General features: G+C 63.4%; 16 protein-coding genes. 2 read left to right on the top strand and 14 right to left on the bottom strand.

Translation table 11 applies throughout. From position 1 onward, the window contains the following. Positions 1-8 precede the first annotated feature (8 nt). The 3 genes from NKI66_RS17240 to NKI66_RS17230 form a co-directional block, all read right to left on the bottom strand. Positions 9-1,034 carry a sugar ABC transporter substrate-binding protein gene (locus NKI66_RS17240; RefSeq protein WP_352752348.1) on the bottom strand — a complete coding sequence of 342 codons (1,026 nt, stop codon included), beginning with the start codon at positions 1,032-1,034 and terminating at the stop codon, positions 9-11. A gap of 60 nt (positions 1,035-1,094) precedes the next feature. Then, positions 1,095-2,081 (bottom strand): ABC transporter permease, encoded by a 987-nt coding sequence (locus NKI66_RS17235; protein WP_023814021.1) that lies wholly within the window; start codon positions 2,079-2,081, stop codon positions 1,095-1,097. Between the two features lie 269 nt (positions 2,082-2,350). Continuing rightward, positions 2,351-3,784, bottom strand: coding sequence for a DHA2 family efflux MFS transporter permease subunit (locus tag NKI66_RS17230; RefSeq protein ID WP_023814022.1), 1,434 nt, complete (start codon positions 3,782-3,784; stop codon positions 2,351-2,353). A gap of 137 nt (positions 3,785-3,921) precedes the next feature. On the opposite strand from NKI66_RS17230, the gene NKI66_RS17225 reads away from it, so the two are divergent. Further along, the gene (locus NKI66_RS17225) at positions 3,922-4,923 is read left to right on the top strand and encodes an ornithine cyclodeaminase family protein (RefSeq protein ID WP_023814023.1); all 1,002 of its coding nucleotides are present in this window, start codon (positions 3,922-3,924) and stop codon (positions 4,921-4,923) included. Further along, positions 4,920-6,401, top strand: a complete 1,482-nt coding sequence (locus tag NKI66_RS17220) for an HAL/PAL/TAL family ammonia-lyase (RefSeq protein ID WP_023814024.1) — start codon at positions 4,920-4,922, stop codon at positions 6,399-6,401. Before NKI66_RS17225 ends, NKI66_RS17220 begins: the two co-directional genes overlap by 4 nt. An 11-nt stretch (positions 6,402-6,412) precedes the next feature. Here NKI66_RS17220 and purU read toward each other — a convergent pair whose 3' ends face one another. The 11 genes from purU to NKI66_RS17165 form a co-directional block, all read right to left on the bottom strand. Further along, entirely contained in the window at positions 6,413-7,294 is an 882-nt protein-coding gene (gene purU / locus NKI66_RS17215) for a formyltetrahydrofolate deformylase (RefSeq protein ID WP_023814025.1), read from the bottom strand. Continuing rightward, positions 7,291-8,091 (bottom strand): 3-methyl-2-oxobutanoate hydroxymethyltransferase, encoded by an 801-nt coding sequence (locus tag NKI66_RS17210; protein ID WP_031213845.1) that lies wholly within the window; start codon positions 8,089-8,091, stop codon positions 7,291-7,293. Before NKI66_RS17210 ends, purU begins: the two co-directional genes overlap by 4 nt. A 34-nt stretch (positions 8,092-8,125) precedes the next feature. Continuing rightward, positions 8,126-8,440, bottom strand: coding sequence for a MocE family 2Fe-2S type ferredoxin (locus tag NKI66_RS17205; protein WP_013530832.1), 315 nt, complete (start codon positions 8,438-8,440; stop codon positions 8,126-8,128). Positions 8,441-8,451: 11 nt separating this feature from the next. After that, positions 8,452-9,534, bottom strand: a complete 1,083-nt coding sequence (locus NKI66_RS17200) for a fatty acid desaturase family protein (RefSeq protein ID WP_164892896.1) — start codon at positions 9,532-9,534, stop codon at positions 8,452-8,454. A gap of 49 nt (positions 9,535-9,583) precedes the next feature. Next, the gene (locus tag NKI66_RS17195; protein ID WP_023814028.1) at positions 9,584-10,765 is read right to left on the bottom strand and encodes an aldose 1-epimerase family protein; all 1,182 of its coding nucleotides are present in this window, start codon (positions 10,763-10,765) and stop codon (positions 9,584-9,586) included. A gap of 16 nt (positions 10,766-10,781) precedes the next feature. Further along, a complete protein-coding gene (locus NKI66_RS17190) occupies positions 10,782-11,564 on the bottom strand; it encodes an ATP-binding cassette domain-containing protein (RefSeq protein WP_196815367.1) in 783 nt (260 codons plus the stop codon). Beyond that, positions 11,561-12,541 carry an ABC transporter permease gene (locus NKI66_RS17185; protein ID WP_031213848.1) on the bottom strand — a complete coding sequence of 327 codons (981 nt, stop codon included), beginning with the start codon at positions 12,539-12,541 and terminating at the stop codon, positions 11,561-11,563. The genes NKI66_RS17190 and NKI66_RS17185 overlap by 4 nt, the downstream gene beginning before the upstream one ends. A gap of 82 nt (positions 12,542-12,623) precedes the next feature. Then, complete coding sequence (locus tag NKI66_RS17180) at positions 12,624-13,568, bottom strand: sugar ABC transporter substrate-binding protein (protein WP_023814031.1); 945 nt, start codon at positions 13,566-13,568, stop codon at positions 12,624-12,626. A gap of 57 nt (positions 13,569-13,625) precedes the next feature. Then, the gene (locus tag NKI66_RS17175) at positions 13,626-14,540 is read right to left on the bottom strand and encodes a sugar phosphate isomerase/epimerase family protein (RefSeq protein ID WP_023814032.1); all 915 of its coding nucleotides are present in this window, start codon (positions 14,538-14,540) and stop codon (positions 13,626-13,628) included. A 55-nt stretch (positions 14,541-14,595) separates the two neighbouring features. Further along, positions 14,596-15,681, bottom strand: a complete 1,086-nt coding sequence (locus NKI66_RS17170; protein ID WP_023814033.1) for a Gfo/Idh/MocA family protein — start codon at positions 15,679-15,681, stop codon at positions 14,596-14,598. Between the two features lie 35 nt (positions 15,682-15,716). Then, positions 15,717-16,778: an ABC transporter ATP-binding protein gene (locus NKI66_RS17165; protein ID WP_023814034.1), complete on the bottom strand. Its 1,062-nt coding sequence runs from the start codon at positions 16,776-16,778 to the stop codon at positions 15,717-15,719. Between the last annotated feature and the right edge of the window lies 1 nt (position 16,779).

Below are 16,779 nucleotides of genomic sequence, written 5' to 3'. Positions count from 1 at the left end.
GGATCGGCTTATTTCGCAGCCGCTTGCGCCTGCAGCGCCTTCAGGTCCCAGCAGCTGTCGGGCTTCAGGTCGGCCTTGGTCGTCGCCTTTTCCAGCGTGTAGATGTAGGTGTGCGAGGTGCCGGCCGGCTGGCCGCTCTGCAGCAGGAACTTGATGATCGCGTTCATGTCGCCCGACTGGCGAGCAAGATCGGTCATCACCACGGCGCCATAGGTGCCGTCCTGCAGCTTGTCGCAATCGGCCGCCTTTTCGCCGCCGCCCGTGGTGACTAGGAACACCTTGCCGTCGAGCTTGGCGTCGCGGATCGCGGCGGAAGCGCCGGTGGCGTCACCATCCCAGAAATCGATGATCGAGCAGATGTCCGGGTTCTGCTGCAGCATCGTCGTCGTCACGTTGCGCGAGGTCGTCGCATCCCAGTTTGAATCGGGCTTTGCCACCACCTTGAAGTCGGGATTCTTGTCCAGCACCTTCATGATGCCGGCATACTGATAGAGGCTGGAGGAGTTGGCCTGGTCACCCTGCACAAGGCCGATCTTCTTTGACGAGTTCGGGCCGCAGCCCTTGATCGCCGCTTCGGCCTCGAGCTGGCCGAGCCGGTCCCAGTCACTGCCGATAAAGGCGTCGGCCGGGAAGTTGGCGGGATTGTCGACCAGGATGACGTAGGTGCCGGCGGCCTGCGCCTTCTTCATCAGCTTGGAATAGGAGTTGAGGTCCGGCGCATGGATGATCAGCACATCCGGCCTGGTGTCCGACGAGATGGCGTCGGTGATCGCCTGCGCGCCGGCGTCGACGACCCAGTTCGGATCGCGCGTCTCGAACACGCCGCCCCACGCCTCGACTTCGGTCTTCAGATAATGCGCCCAGCCCTGCGCCAGGTCGAAGCCCATCGCCAGCGGCACCAGCATGACGCGCTTGCCTTTGAGCGCCTGTGCATAGGCGGCCGGGCCGGGATCATCGGCGGCAAAGGTTGGCGCCACGAAAGTGGTAACGGCAAGCGCCGTGGCGGCGGCCATAAGTGTCTTGATCAGTTTCATGTCAGATCCTCTGTTTTTGCTGTTGCTGTTCACGGCCGGCCCCAACCGTCCGCGGTAGGTTTAGATATCGCCTTGCTGGGCGGTCTGCTCGTCACGTGGATTGATGATGCCGTCGACGATGATGGCGCCGAGCAGGATCGCTGCCTTGATCAGGTTCTGGTAGAGCAGCGGAATGTCGATGATGGTCATGGCGTTGAGCAGGATGCCGATCAGTGCCGCACCGACCAGCACGTTGCGCACCCCGCCGCGCCCGCCGGACAGGCCGATGCCGCCGATCACCGCCACCAGCACGATATCGTAGAGCAGCGTTGAGTTGACGACCCGGGTGTTGATCGAATGCAGGCTCGCCGCCGTCAGCAGGCCGGCGACCAGTGCGACCAGGGCGGAAAGCACATAGCGCAGCACCAGCATCGGCCGCACCGGAATGCCGATGTTGCGCGCCGCCACCGGATTGTCGCCGGCGAAATAGATGTAGCGTCCCCATTTGGTGTAGCGCAGGAACAGGAAGAACAGGAATGCCAGGCCGGCGAAGACGAACACCTCGATGGGAACATCGAGGAAGCGCAGGCCGCCGAGCAGCTCGACCCAATGGCCCTGCGGCACCGGCACGGCATCCTGCGTGATCAGTTGCGAGCGCACATAGCCGAAGACGAAGGAGCCTGTCGCCAGCGTCACGAAGATCGCCGGCACGTCGGCATAGGCGACGAGAAAGCCATTGAGCAGGCCGATGGCCAGCACACCGGCCAGCACATAGGCGAAGGCCAGCCCGTCCGGCGTCCCCGAATTCAGAAGTTGCAGATACCAGGCGACAGACATCGCCATGATCGCGACGGCGGAGAGGTCGATGCCGCGGCCGATGATGACGACAGCCATGCCAAGGGCCAGAATGCCGAGCACCGACACCGAGCGGACAATGGCGACAAGGTTGTTGGGGTCGATGAAGCCCGGCAGGCCTATGGCCGCTGCAACGAACAGCACCACCGCTATGGCAAAGACAATGCCTTCCTGATTCAGGCTCCTGTAATTCGGCCAGCCGATCGTGTTCATGTCTGCGTTTGCCCCGATGGCAGCGCTGCCATCCCTGGGAAAGAACGCTAATCGGCCCAACGCCGGTTCGTCAAATGAATCCGCGCTCGGAACCCAGGCCGGCAGCGATATTTACCGAGTGGACGCGTCGATTGCCGAAGCTGGCGCAATGCATGGAAAAGCCTGCACTTTGGCAATTGGTTGCGCCATTGCGGCCGCTCGCGAAAGCGCTGCACTACGGCGAAAGGACGAGACGGAATTTATCTCCGCATCAGGCGGAAAAATCGATCTCAATTTCCCGGCGAGTGGCCGGAAACCTCCGCGCCCGCACTTGGCGGCAGCACGAGAAAACGCAACGCCGCCACCAGCCCGATGGCGCCGATCGCCAGGAAGGCGATTCGAAAATCCACAAGGTCGAGAGCGGGGCGATCCCTGACGATCTGCGACAAATTGAGGATCGCCGCCGCCACCGCGACGCCGAACAGCATCGCCACCTGCTGCAGCATCGAGGACAGGGTCGCCGCCGAGCTTCGTTGCGCCGCATCGATGTCGGCGAAGGCCAGTGTGTTGAGCGCGGTGAACTGCATCGAGCGCGTCAGGCCGGCAATCAGCATCAGCGCCACCACCAGCGCCTGTGGCGTCTGCGGCGAGATCGCCCCGCAAGCCATGATCGAGGCCGAGGCGATGATGCCGTTGACGACCATCACCGAGCGGAAACCGAAACGCCGCAGCGTTGGCGTCGTCACCGTCTTCATGCCGAGATTGCCGAGGAAATAGGCCAGGATCATCAAGCCGGCATCGACGGGCGAGAGGCCAAAGCCGACCTGGAACAGCAGTGGCAGCAGGAACGGCGTGGCATTGATCGCCACCCTGAAAATGGTACCGGCGGCCAATGTCGAGATGGCAAAGGTCAGCACATTGAACGAGGAGAGATCGAGCAGCGGATGCGGCGCCCGCCGGAGATGCCGTACCGCCAGCCAGCCTATGACGATGCCGGCAACGATCAGCAGCGCTGTCGGCAGCACGCCGTCCTCCGGATGAGCAATGCGTTCAAGGCCATAGAGCAGCAGGGCAAGTCCGGCCGATGTCAGGAAAAAACCCGGCCAGTCGAGCGGCTTGGGGTCAGCCACACGGTCGCCCGGAATGAAGCGCGCGACCAGCGCCAGCCCGATCACGCCGAGCGGGATGTTGATGAAGAAATTCCAGTGCCAGGACAGATAGGTGGTGATGAAGCCGCCGAGTACCGGCCCGACCACCGGCGCAAACAGTGCCGGCCAGGTGATCAGCGCCGTGGCGTTGAGCAATTCGGATTTCGACGCATTGCGCAGGACGAGAATCCGCCCGACCGGCGTCATCAGCGCGCTGCCGAGCCCTTGCACGACACGGGCGGCGACGAACTGGGTCAGGGTTTGCGAGAGGCCGCAGGCGAGCGAGGCCAGGGTGAACAGGACGATCGCCAGCAGGAAGATGTTGCGCGCCCCGAACCGGTCGGCGAGCCAGCCCGACAGCGGCACGAACACCGCCATGGTCAGCATGTAGACGGTGATGCCGATGCTCATTGCCACCGGCGACACGCCGAAGGACGCGCCCATCTGCGGCAGCGAGGTCGAGATGATCGTCGAATCCAGCAACTGCATGAAGAAGGCGATGGCGACGATCAGCGCCACGCGCCGCGCATTGGTGGCCGTTTCGGGTAAGATTTCGGTATCGGGAATGGCAGTCATGACGGAACCGGTTTGAACAGCATTTGGCCGGCCGCGTCCAGAGATAGCGCAACAAACTTTCGTGTCGCGAAACTTTCGGGTCGCGCCATGGCCTGCTATGGGATGGACGGGGTGGCCGAGGAAAGTGTCTGCGTAAAATGAAGCCCATCTATATCGACTACCTCAATGCCCTCGACATCGATGCCCTTGCCATGACCGATGGTGAAATCATTGCCGCCGTCGAGGCTGGCCTGGTGGCGCAAGGCAACGGCCAGACGGTGATCGAGCCGCGCGTCCATCTCGAACCGGACCCGTCCTTCCACGGTCATTTCAATGTCTTGCGTGGCTACGTCGCGCCGCTCGACACGGCGGGCGTGAAAATCGTCGGCGACTATGTCGACAATTACCTGCATGGCCTGCCTTCCGAATTCGGCATCCTCAATCTGTTCGATCCGCGAACCGGCACGCCGCGCGCCATCCTCGACGCCACCGTCATCACCGACATGCGCACAGGCGCTGTCACCGCCATCGGCGCCAAACATCTGGCGCGCAAGAATTCCAAGGTACTGGCCCATATCGGCGCGCGCGGCACCGCCTACTGGAACGTGCGCCTGCTCGACCATCTCTTCGACTTCGACGAGATCCGCGTCCATTCGCGCCGGCCGGAAAGCCGCGACGGTTTTGCCGCCAAACTCTCCGCCGATCTCGGCAAGACGGTCACTGCGGTGGCCGACTGGAAGAGCTGCATCGAGGGCGCCGACATCGTCGTCGAAGCCTCGCGGCTGCCGGAGCCGCAGCCATTGCTGAAGACCGAATGGATCAAGCCCGGCGCGCTGGTCGTGCCCTATGGCACGATGAGCGCGGTCGAACTGTCGCTGACCGAGATCATGCAGAAAATGGTCGTCGACGATTGGGGCCAGTGCAAGGGCGGCAAGTTCGGCTCGCTGCGCGCCCATGTCGAGACCGGGCGGCTGAGCGAGAAGACGCTGCACGCCGAGCTTGGCCAGATCGCCGCCGGTCTGAAAGTCGGGCGCGAAAGCGACGACGAAACGATCCTATTCTGGCATCGTGGCCTGTCGCTGTCCGACATTGCGCTGGGCAAGGCGATGCTGGCCAAGGCGCAAGTGCAAGGCATTGGCCAGCGGCTGCGCTTCGCATGACCGTGCTCGTCCTCTCCGGAGCCGGCGTCGGCATTGGCGATGTCGCCGCCGTGGCCCGCGATGGTCGCAAGGTGGAGATCGGACCCGATGTCATCGGCAGGCTGCAGAAGGCGCGAAAAGTGCTCGACCAGGCCGCCGCATCCGGCCAGCAGATCTATGGCCTGAACACCGGACTCGGCGCCAATCTCGGCACTGCTGTCGACGGCGACGCCGGCGCCTTCCAGCGCCAATTGCTTGAAGGACGCAGCGGCGCCGTCGGCGAGGTGCTGCCGGTTGAAGCCGTGCGCGCTACTATGCTTGCCCGCGCCGCGATGCTGTCGGTTGGCGGCTCCGGCCTTTCGCCCTCCGTCTTCGTCGCTTTGGTCGACGCGCTCAACGCCGGCGTCCATCCCGTCATGCCGTCACTCGGCTCGATCGGCGCCGGCGATCTGGTGCTGATGACGGCACTCGCCCGCATGCTCACCGGCGAAGGCGAAGCAGACTATCAGGGCCGTCGCATGCCGGCGGCCAAGGCACTGATGATGGCGCGCCTCGCCCCCATCAGCCTGGCGCCCAAGGATGGGCTGTCGCTGATCAATGCCTCGGCGGTGTCCGCCGGCAGCGGCGCGCTTGCGGTGACGGATGCGCTGTCGGCTCTTGCCCAGCAACAGCAGACCGGGGCGCTGACCATGGAAGGTTTTGGTGCCAACCGCACCATCCTCGATCCGCGCTTGCACATGGCGCGCCCGGCGGCCGGCCAGCAGGAAGCAGCCAAGGTGCTGCACGATCTGCTCGTCCGCGACGAGGCGCTGGTGCCGACCACCTTGCAGGACCCGCTGTCGATCCGCTGCATGCCGTCGATCCATGGCGCGCTGATCGAGGCGATCGGTCAGGCGAGACAGGCTGTCGAGATCGAACTCAACGCCGCCGCCGACAATCCGCTGGTGCTGGGCGATGATGAGTTGGTGCTGTCGACCGGCAATTTCCACACCGCCGCACTGGCGCTCGCCTTCGAGACGCTCGGCCTGGCGATCGCCCAATGTGCCGCGGCCAGTGCCGCCCGCTTTATCCAGCTCACTGGCTCGGGCCGCAATGGCCTGCCGAAATATCTGTCGCCGGTCGGCGGCGCCTCGGCCGGCTTCGTGCCGCTGCAGAAGACAGTGACCTCGATCCTGGCCGCCATCCGCCACAAGGCTAATCCGGTGATGCTCGACTTCCTGGCCGTGTCGGAAGGCGTCGAGGATCACGCCACGCAGACGCCTCTGGCGGTTGCGAAATGCGCCGGGATGATCGAGCTGTGGCGGCGGCTGATCGCCTTCGAACTGATGGCCGCCGCACAGGCCATAGACCTGCGCGACGGCTTCACATTGGCGCCAGGCACCGCCGCACTTCACGCGGCGATACGCGCTCTCGTCCCCATGCTGAAAGAGGACCGGCCGCTCGGTATCGACGCCGAGGCACTTTACGCTGCGCTCGCCGGCGGAAGCTGGCCGGCCTGACGCGGCTTCGCTCAGAAAACGACGGTCTTGTGGCCGTTGAGCATGACGCGGGCTTCGAGATGCAGCTTGACCGCGCGCGCCAGCACCCGGCTTTCGATGTCGCGCCCGACGGCAACGAAATCCTCGGCGCTCATCGCATGGGTGACGCGTTCGGTCTCCTGATCGATGATCGGGCCCTCGTCGAGGTCGGACGTGACGTAATGCGCCGTCGCACCGATCAGCTTGACGCCGCGGTCGAAGGCCTGGTGATAAGGCTTGGCGCCCTTGAAGCTCGGCAGGAAGGAATGGTGGATGTTGATCGCCCGTCCGAACAGCCGGTCCGACAGGCTTTTCGAGAACACCTGCATGTAGCGCGCCAGGATGACCAGTTCGGCCCCTGTTTGCTGCACCAGGTCCAGCAGCTTCTGTTCCTGCTCGGCCTTGTTCTCCCTGGTGGTCGGCCAATGGTGGTAGGGAATGCCCTCCAGCTCGGCGAAGCGGCGGGCATCCTCGTGGTTGGAGACGACGGCGGCAACCTCCGCGTTCAGCCAGCCGACCCTGATCTGGTACAGCAGATGCAGAAGCGCGTGGTCGAACCTGGAGACCATGACGATGATCTTCGGGCGGCGCCCCTGATCGACGAGCGCGGTCTTCATGCCGAACCGGTCGACACTTGATTTCAAGGCCCGTTCCAGACTGTCCCTGGTCGAGCCTGGCGGGCTGATGAAGGCGATCCGCATGAAAAAGCGATTGGTCTGCCGGTCCCAGAACTGGCTGCTTTCGGCGATGTTGGCGCCGTTCGCGGCAAGCTCCGCCGTGACCGCGGCGACGATCCCCGGCTGGTCCTCGCAAGAAAGCGTAAGAATATGAACCGGCGCGGCGTCGTCCGTCGCATCATTGCCTTGAGATTTCACGCCCTGTCGACCCTTTTCATGAACAGGCTGAGCTCAGCCGGATCCATATGCACCACATGCTTGTCTTCGGGATAGGCAAGACTGTTGACATCGGCAACATATTCCGAGAACGCGGCGATACGCTCGGCCTGCAAACGATCATACTCGGCGGCGAAGTTGCGGTAGACCTTGGAGTGACGGGGCATGTGGCCACGGTTCTGGCCGAGGATGTCGTCAGCGAACAGATATTGCGCATCGCAACCGGTGCCCGCTCCCATCGACAGCATGATCAACGATGTCCGTTCAGAGATCGCCTTGGCCACCTCGACCGGTACGACCTCGATCTCGGCGCCGATGGCGCCGACAGTTTCCAGCTGCTTCACCGCCGCGAAGACCTCCATGGCGGTGTCGGCGGTCTTGCCGACCGCCTTGAAGCCGCCGGTCCAGGTGGCCCGTGACGGGATCAGCCCGACATGGCCGATCACCGGGATATTGTCATCGGCCATCCGCTTGATCGTGGCGTAACCGGCGCTGCAATAGACCGCGTCGGCGCCGGCCTTGTAGAGCAGGAAAGCCCAGCGCACGAAATCGTCCGCCGTGCCGATCTCGTAGAAATTGTCGCCCGGCATGGTGAACAGGCTGGGTGCGGCGTCCCGGTATTGCGGGTTGAGCACCAGTTCGGGCGGCACCGAGACGATGTCGACCCCCGCGCGCTCGGCGGCCTCGGCCTCGTCCATCGTCAGCACGCGCAGCATGGTCAGCTGTCGCTTGCCCTTCATGGCGCGCAAATCCGCCACCGTTGGTCTTTTTCGGCTCATCAAATGGGTTCCCTCAGTTGCATTCGGCGGCAGGTCAGCCGATCTGGATCATCACTTTGCCAGCCTCGACCTTCACCGGATAGGTGGCGAGATTGACGCATACCGGTGCGCCTCGGGCCACACCCGTCTTGTAGTTGAAGCGGCCATTGTGCTTGGGGCATTCGATGATGTCGTCCATCACCAGCCCATCGGCCAGATGCGCCTTCTCATGCGTGCAGTATCCGTCGGTTGCGAAGTACTCGTCATCGGGACTGCGATAGATGGCGAAGGTACGGCCGCCATGATCGAAGCGGATGACATCCTCTTCCTCGACATCGTCGACGCCACACGCTTCAACCCAGTCGGCCATCTGCTTCTCCCCTATTCCGCCGCCGCCGGAACGGTCAGCGCATGGAACTCGTCCCGGTACGGCCTGGCCGTCGGCGGCAATTCACGCTTGAGGAAATAGTCCTCGTACTGAAGCTGCTTCAGCAGCACCGGCCAGACCTCGCGGTAGGCATGCCACATCGAAGGGTTCGGCGCGGGCAGATCATGCTTGATCAATTCATGCAGCCTCGGCAGCGCGTGATACGGCACCATCGGGAACATGTGATGTTCGACATGGTAGTTCATGTTCCAGTAGATGAAGCGGCTGATCGGGTTCATGTAGACGGTGCGCGTGTTCAGCCGGTGGTCGGTGACATTATCGGCCAGGCCGATATGCTGCAGCAGGCCGGTCAGCACCATGTGCCAGCTGCCATAGAGGCGCGGCAGGCCGATCAGCACCAGCGGCAGGAACGACCACAGATAGAGCGCCAGCACGATCGCCGCGACATAGATGGCGACATGCCAGCGCGCGGCGGTGACCACCTTGTGAAGCTCCATCTCGGGGATAAAGCTTTTCTCGTCGGGCGAGATGCTGCCGAACGCATTGCGCACCAGCGTCGGCAGCGAATAGCGGAAATCGAGAATGCCGGTGAAGGCGAGTGCGGCGCGCAGCAGGTCCGGCGGACGCATCACCGCGATCTCGGCGTCGCGGCCGACGATGATCGTGTCGGTGTGATGGCGCGCATGGCTCCAGCGCCAGGTCACCGGGTTGCGCATCAGCATGAAGCTGGCGATCTGGTAGACGGCATCGTTCATCCAGCGCGTGCGGAAAGCGGTGCCGTGGCCGCACTCGTGCCAGCGCGAGTCGCTGGACGAGCCGTAGAGCACGCCATAGACGAGCAGGAACGGCACCACCCACCACGTGCCCCAGAACCAGGCGATCCCGGCGGCAGAGCCCAATATGGCAACGATCCAGATGATCGTGTCGCGGATCGCCGGCCCGTCCGAGCGTTGCATCAGCTCTTTCATCGCCTTGCGCGGCACATCGGTGTGATACCACTCGGCCGAGGCCAGCCCGGTCTCGATCGCGGTGCGCGTGCTTTCCCCGACCAGGCTGTAGTCGCGCTTTTTCGCCATCACATCGACCTCCGATTTCCGGCCCGCCAGCCGGAGCATTCGTTTCGCATCATGCCCTGTCCGCCAATCCCGGAAAATTGCCCGACGGCGCAGGATAATCCTGTTGCGGTTGCCTGGCGATCGAAGCGATCCTCTCTTCCGTCGCGGCGATCTCGCCGGCACCGTCGAGCACTCGGAACATCGCGTCGTAGGAACGGCTTTCGCCATGCTCCAGCCAGATCATTTCGCCGCGCTCACGTGCGGCGAGATTGCCGAGCACATGGTGCGTCGAGGGCTCGATGCCCAACGCATACTGCCCCGCCTGGAAATTCTGCCATTGATAGGCGCAAGGCAGCTGGTCCTTGCGCGTGATCACTTCCAGGCCAAGCCCTATGCCGTCATTGACCACCGCCACCGGCACCTCGCCATTGGCGTCCGCCGCCATCTCGTGCTGCCAGACCTGCTCGCTGAAGCCCAGTCGCGGCGCCGGCACGGTGCGGTAACCGACCTTCTGCGCCTTGTAGCGTTCGCCTGCATGGCCAGCCCAGACGACGTCGCGGATCGGCGCCAGATAGCGCGAACCCTCGTCGAGCAAGGGGTGGCTGACATTGACGTGGTAAAAATACATATGCGGCGTGCGATTGAAGCCATGGTTGACGACGCGGTCCGACAGCCGGATCTCGTTGCCGCCGACATCGGCCTCGATACGCCGGATCAGATGCAAATCCTCGCCGAACACCGCCGATTGCTGAACGATGCCTTCGGCCCAAAGCACGCAGCGGTCGCCATCCCAGGCCTCGCCATAACCGGTCAGCCGCGCTGGAATGGTGCCCACGCGGCCATGCAGCGAATGGATCACGGTCTTCTTGCCCGGGTAGTTGTAGCTATCGGCAGGCACCTCTTCGCGGCCCAATATGTGGTCGAGGCCGCAGGTGACAAGCAGCCCAGAAAACGAGCGTGCCCAGGCGAGCCCGCCCTCCCCCTCGTAATCGTGCAGGCCGGGATGACGAAAGCCGCTCGGCGAATGCCAGCCGATCGCCTGGCCCTTGAAGTCGCAGTCGGCGATGTCGAGCGCCCGGTCGACCAGCGCGGTGAAGCGCAGCCCCGTGCCAGTACGGAACTCCAGCATGCGAATGCCGCGTTCCACCCCGTCGCCAAGCGTCATCAGCCGCACGCCGGCAAATTGCGACAGCATGCCCGAACGTTCCGACACCTGCCGGCGCGAAAGCGTCTTGCCGTAAAGTTCTACCATGTGACGGCCAACTTCTTCACTTCGCTCTCGTCTCTTTCAGCAGGGCCGACATGTCGGCGCCGGTGATGATGCTTTCCACGGTCAGGAGATCGGTATCGGCAACCGTCTGCTCGGCGACGATCTCGCCGCGGCGCATGACGATGATACGGTCGGCGACCTGGAACACGTGATGGATGTTGTGGGTGATCAAGAGCACCGAATGGCCGGCGTCACGCACCTCCTTGACGAAGCGCAGCACGCCATGGGTTTCCTCGACACCGAGATTGTTGGTCGGTTCGTCGAGGATAATGACCTTGGCGGCGAACTGCATGGCGCGAGAAATCGCAATCGACTGGCGCTCGCCGCCCGACAGCGTTAAGACCAGCGCATCGGCGTCGAGTTTCTTCGAGATGCCGACGCGCTTCAACAGCGCCGACGCCGCGTCGCGCAATTTGGCGAAATCGAGCGGCGCGAACACGCCCAGCCATTTCAGCTTGACCGGTTCGCGCCCAAGGAAAAGATTGCGCGCAATGCTGAGATCCGGCGCCAGCGACGTGTCCTGGTGGATGGTCTCTATGCCGAGGTCCATCGCATCGCGCGTCGAGCGGATCGAAACCTTTTCGCCGCGCACATAGATGTCGCCCCGATCGGCTGGAAACACGCCCGAGATCGCCTTGATCAGCGTCGATTTGCCGGCGCCATTGTCTCCGAGCAAGGCCACCACCTCGCCCTCCTTGAGGGCAAAGGACGCATTCTTCAGCGCCCGAACGCTGCCGAAGGATTTTTGCAGATTCTGCAGCCGGAGAACTTCCATGATCAGCCCCTCGCAGCGTTCTTCTGCAGCAAAGCGTGCAGGATGAGCATGGCGAGGATGATGAGGCCGACGAAGATGTTGTAGGCGAGGCCCGGCACGCCGATCAGCACGATGCCGTTGCGGATCGCGCGCAGCATCAGCGCGCCGACGATGGTGCCGAGGATCGTGCCGCGTCCGCCGGTCAGCGCCGTGCCGCCGACCACCACCATGGCGATCACTTCGAGCTCGTAGCCGGTGCCGGCCACCGGTGAGGCGGCCGAGATGCGGAAAGCGCTGATCATGCCGGCCAGTCCCGCCAGGACCGAAGTCAGGATGAACAGCCACACCTTGACTGCGTCCGCCGGCACGCCGCGCGCCACCGCCGCGTTCCGGTTGGAGCCGATGGCGCTGATCCAGTTGCCGAGCTTGGCATAGCGCAGCACGTAGATCGCCAGCAGCGAGAGACCGATGAACCACCACAGCGAGGTGTAGAACCTGAACGAACCGACATTGAAGCTGCCGGCCAGCAGCGTGACGAAAAAGCCTGGCTGGTCCCAGGATTTCAGCGGAAAGCCCTGCGTGATGTAGAGCGCCGCCCCGCGCACCACGAGCAGCATGGACAGCGTGACCAGGAAGGACGAAATGCCGATCTTGGTGACGATCAACCCGTTGATCGCGCCGATGGCGACGCACAGCAGAAGCCCGGCCAGAAGCGCGAAGCCGATATCGACGCCTCCGTTCTGCACCAGAAGCATGACGACGACCGGCGCCAGCCCGAACACGGCACCAACCGACAGGTCGAATTCGCCCGCCGTCAGAAGCAGCGTCATGCCGAGCGCGATGATGCCGAGCTCGGGGAGGAACGCCATCATGTTGGAGATGTTGAGCGGCGACAGGAAATTGGCATCGGCGATGGCGAAAATCGCGAGCAGGACAATGAGGATGACGAGCGAGGAGAATTGCGGCGAGCGTATAAGGCTCGATCTGCGTTTCCCGACAGGCATTTCGTCTTCTGCGGCGATCATCATGACTGCTTGAACCATGCTTTGAAGTGGTGCCCGCGGCCTGCGCCGCGGGCACCGGTTTTCACTTCGTGTCGTAGAGTTTCAGGATCGGTTCGACGCTTGAGGCGTCGTAAAGGCTGAAAGTATGGATGTCGTAGCCGATCGGTTCGCCCGACGCGGCGAGCCCGAGCAGCGCCACCGGCATGAAGCCCTGCGCAGACGGAAACTGCCAGGCGGCCGCGTTGACGAAGCCGGATTTGACGGCCTCGGCGGTTTCCTTCGAATTGCCCCAGCCGACGACCGGGATCTTGCCGGCCGGCACACCTGCGCCGTCGAACACCCGTTTGACGCTGGCCGCCACGGAATCGCCGAGCGCGATGATCGCCGGCGGATTGTTGGCCACCATATAGTCGGTCATCTTGGCAATGATGCCGGCCGGGTCGGTGCCGCAATCGACCACATCATATTTGATCCCCAACGGATCGAAGACGCTGGCGATGCCTTCGGTCTCCAGCTGCTGATAGCTGGCGCCGGGCACTTCCACCGGCAGGAACACCTTGTCGCCCTGCTTCACCATCTTGCGGTCGACGAGATACTTGGCCCAGATGACGCCCGCCTCCTTGAGATCGGCGCCGACATAGGCCTGCCGTCCGGTCGCCGGATCGTCTGTGTTGAAGAACACGATCGGGATCCCGGCCGCCTTGGCAACCTTCACTTCCTCGGTCCACAAGCCCGGCTGGGCCGAGGTGGTGGCGATGCCGTCGGGCTTGGCCGCAAGCGCGGAATTGAACGCCTCCTTCTGCGCCGCCATGTCGCCGCCGCTGAAGGAGATCTTGCAGGTCACCTTGAGCTGGTCGCAGGCTTTGGTCGCGCCGGCATTCCAGTCGAGCCAGAACGCATCCGAGGGACCGCCATGCGACAGCAGGTAAAACGTCTTCTGGCCATCCTGCGCCATTGCCGGCGAGCCTAGCGCGACGCTGGCGAGCAGCGTTGCGGCAGCCGCCAGTTTCAATGCGAACTTCAACATTCTTTCCTCCCTTGCTTTTGGGCCGCGCCGCCGCGAACCGACAGCGCGCAGTGACCGTCACAGACCGTTGGCGCGGAACTTCCCATCGAGGAATTTCTTGGCGCGCGGCACGTCGTCTTCCGAGAGATGCTCGATGATCACAGGAATGTTCGGATGCTTTTCCGCCAGCCGCTGGAGGTAGAGATCGTAGTTCAGCGAACCGAGGCCCGGTGCCGGCAGCTCGATCTCGCCGACGCCACGGAAGGTGTGGCTCTCCAGCGCGTCCTCGTCGCCGATATCGGCGTGCTTCTCGGACTTGTCGCCGCCCGAACGCTTGACGTCCTTGGCGTGAGCTATTCTGATCTTGTCGGTCAGCGTGTCGAACACCTGGTTCAGGATCTGGTCCATCCTGTCGATGTTATGCGTCTCGAAATAATTGGTCGGGTCCATCAGCAGACCAAGGCCGGGATGGTCGACCTGCGCGAACATCTTCACCGTCTCCTCGACCGAGCCGACGACGTTGTTGACGTAGGTTTCGAGCAGGAAGACCGCGCCGTGGTCATAGGCCGTCTGGGCGAGCTCGGCGACCACCTTGCGGCACTCCTCGAACCCTTCCTCGGTCTTGTTCTTGGGGTGATGCACCCAGTCGGATTCGGTGTTGTAGGTGCCGGTTTCCGAGATCACATACGGGCTGCCGAAATGGCGGGCGTTGCGGATGATCTCCTTGAGATAGCCGACACGCTTGTCGCGCTCGGCCTTGTCGGGATGGATGATGTTTGTGTAGCCGGAAATGCAGCACACCGGCAGGTGATGATCGCGGAAGACGTCGCGCACCTTCTTGGCCTTGTCCTTGGTGATCTGCCCCGCCGACAGGTCGACGTCCTTGAAATGCAGGTCGAGCTGCACCGTGTTGAAATCGAGCCCGCGGATCTTCTTCGCCGTCTCTTCGAGGCCGTACGGGAAATAGCCCGTGAAAATACCTGCCTGCATCATGGTGTGAATTCCTCCCTGTAAGCGATTCAGTTGTCTGGTGTTTCAGTTGCGGTGATCAGATAGCGATTTCGGAAAGCTTGACAGTGCGGCCCTCGTCGATCGAGCGATACCCCGCCTCGACCAGCGCCATGGTCTTGACGTTGTCGGCCACCGACAGCGCCGGCGGCGTGCCGGTCTTCACCGCATGCTGGAGCTGCTCCATCACGCCGATAAAGGCATGCGGGAACCACATCGTGTCCCAACTCGGGCTGACCCATTCGCCGCCGGTCGTCTCGGTCGAGGCATAGGTCAGCGTCGAGGCCGCGCCCGTCGGCCAGCCGATGGTGCCCTTCGCGACGCCCTTGGTGCCGTCGACGCGCCAGTTGATGTGCTGGTCGTCCTTGTAGCCATCCTGGCGCGGACCGGACCAGACATCCTCCAGCGACACGGCGAGCACGCCGGACGGGAAGCGCAGCGTCGACACGGTGATGCCGTCGGAATGGTCGAATGTCGTGCGCGGATCCTTCCGCGTCAGCGTGGTGATCTCTGAGGGGTCACCGAACAGGAAGCGCAGCACATCGAGATGATGCACGCTCATATTGGCCAGCGTCAGCCGGTCGTAATCCTCGAGGAAGCTTTGCCAGTGGGGGATGGCGTGCATGTCGATCTGGGCGAAGATGATCTCGCCCAGCGCGCCGCTGTCGATGATCTGCTTCAAGACGCGCATCGACTGGTCGTAGCGCATGTTCTGATTGACCGAGAGGATCTTGCCGGCCTTGGCCGCCTCGTCGCGCAGCTTGACCGCTTCCTCAACCGACAAGGCCAATGGCTTCTGCGCCAGGATCGCCTTGATGTGCTTCTGCTTCAGCGCGTGACGGATCAGCGCCGGCTGCAGGTCGGGCGGGAAGGCAAGATCGATGATCTCGACATTCTCGTCCTCGATCAGTTTTTCGGGCGTGTCGTGGACCGTGGGGATGCTCCAGCGCGTCGCCACCTTCTCGGCGCTGGCCCTGGTGCGCGAGGCGATCGCCACCACCGGGAATCCAGCTTCCTTGTAGGCGGCGAGATGGCACTCGGCCATGATCATGCCGGCGCCGACGCAGCCGATCCTGTATTCCTTCGTGCGGACCTTCACGTCCGGCTCGAAGTCTTTGCTTGCCATCTCTTCCTCCCGAAACTCTTTCCTTGCGGCGGCCGTCATCGTGCCAACGCTCCGCCGCTCTGTTCGAAATAATGCACTCTGGCCGGCTCGCAGGATATCGCCACCATGGCATCCGGCCGGACGTCGGGCTGGCCGCGCAGCAATGCCTTTAGCCGCGCCTGCCCGGCAGCGAGCGTCACCACGGTATAGCCGCCAAGCGGCTCGACCTCGAACACTCGCGCCGGGCGGCCCGGGCCCCCATCCGCCCACGGTCTAACCTTGATGTCTTCCGGCCTCAGGCCGATCTCCACGGCGTCGGCGGGCGCTGTCTTGTCTTCGATGCGGATCGTCCCTTCAGCCGCTTCGACACCGCCCTCGCTGCGCGCCGATCTGAGAATGTTCATCATCGGCGAGCCAAGCAGCCTTGCCACATACGTGCTGGCCGGGCGGTCGTAGATCTCTGCCGGCGTGCCGATCTGCCTGATCTTGCCGTCCTCCAGGATGGCGATGCGGTCGGCGACCGACATCGCCTCTTCCTGGTCATGCGTGACATAGATCAGCGTCTTGCCGAGTTCGCGCTGGATGCGCTTCAGCTCGACGCGCGTTTCCTCGCGCAGCCTGGCGTCTAGCGCCGAGATCGGATCATCCATCAGATAGGCATTGGGATCGCGCACCAGAGCCCGCGCGATCGCCACGCGCTGCCGCTCCCCGCCCGAAAGCTGTCCCGGCGGCTTGTGCAGGATATGGCCGATATGCAGCTTCGCCGCGACGTCCGTGACCCGCCACTTGATCTCGGCCTCGGCGACCCGGCGTTCGACCAGGGGAAAGCGGACATTTTCGAGCGCGCTCATATGCGGAAACAGCGCCAGGTTCTGGAACACCATCGCCACGTTGCGCTCGGCCGGCGACATCGCGTTGACCGGCCTGCCTCCGATCAGGACTTCACCGGTGTCAGGTGTCTCCAGCCCGAGCACCAGGCGCAGAATGGTCGACTTGCCTGACAGCGGCGGTCCGAAGAAGCAGAAGAACTCATTGTCGTTGACGGTGAACGAGGCGTCGTCGACGGCGAGTATATTGCCGTAGCGTTTGGTCACATTGCGAAAGACGATATCGGCCATC

Source organism: Mesorhizobium sp. M0518, assembly GCF_040321125.1.
In the GTDB taxonomy this organism is placed as follows: domain Bacteria; phylum Pseudomonadota; class Alphaproteobacteria; order Rhizobiales; family Rhizobiaceae; genus Mesorhizobium.
Note: the sequence above shows the minus strand (reverse complement) of the source record. Positions and strands in the feature narration are given on the sequence as shown.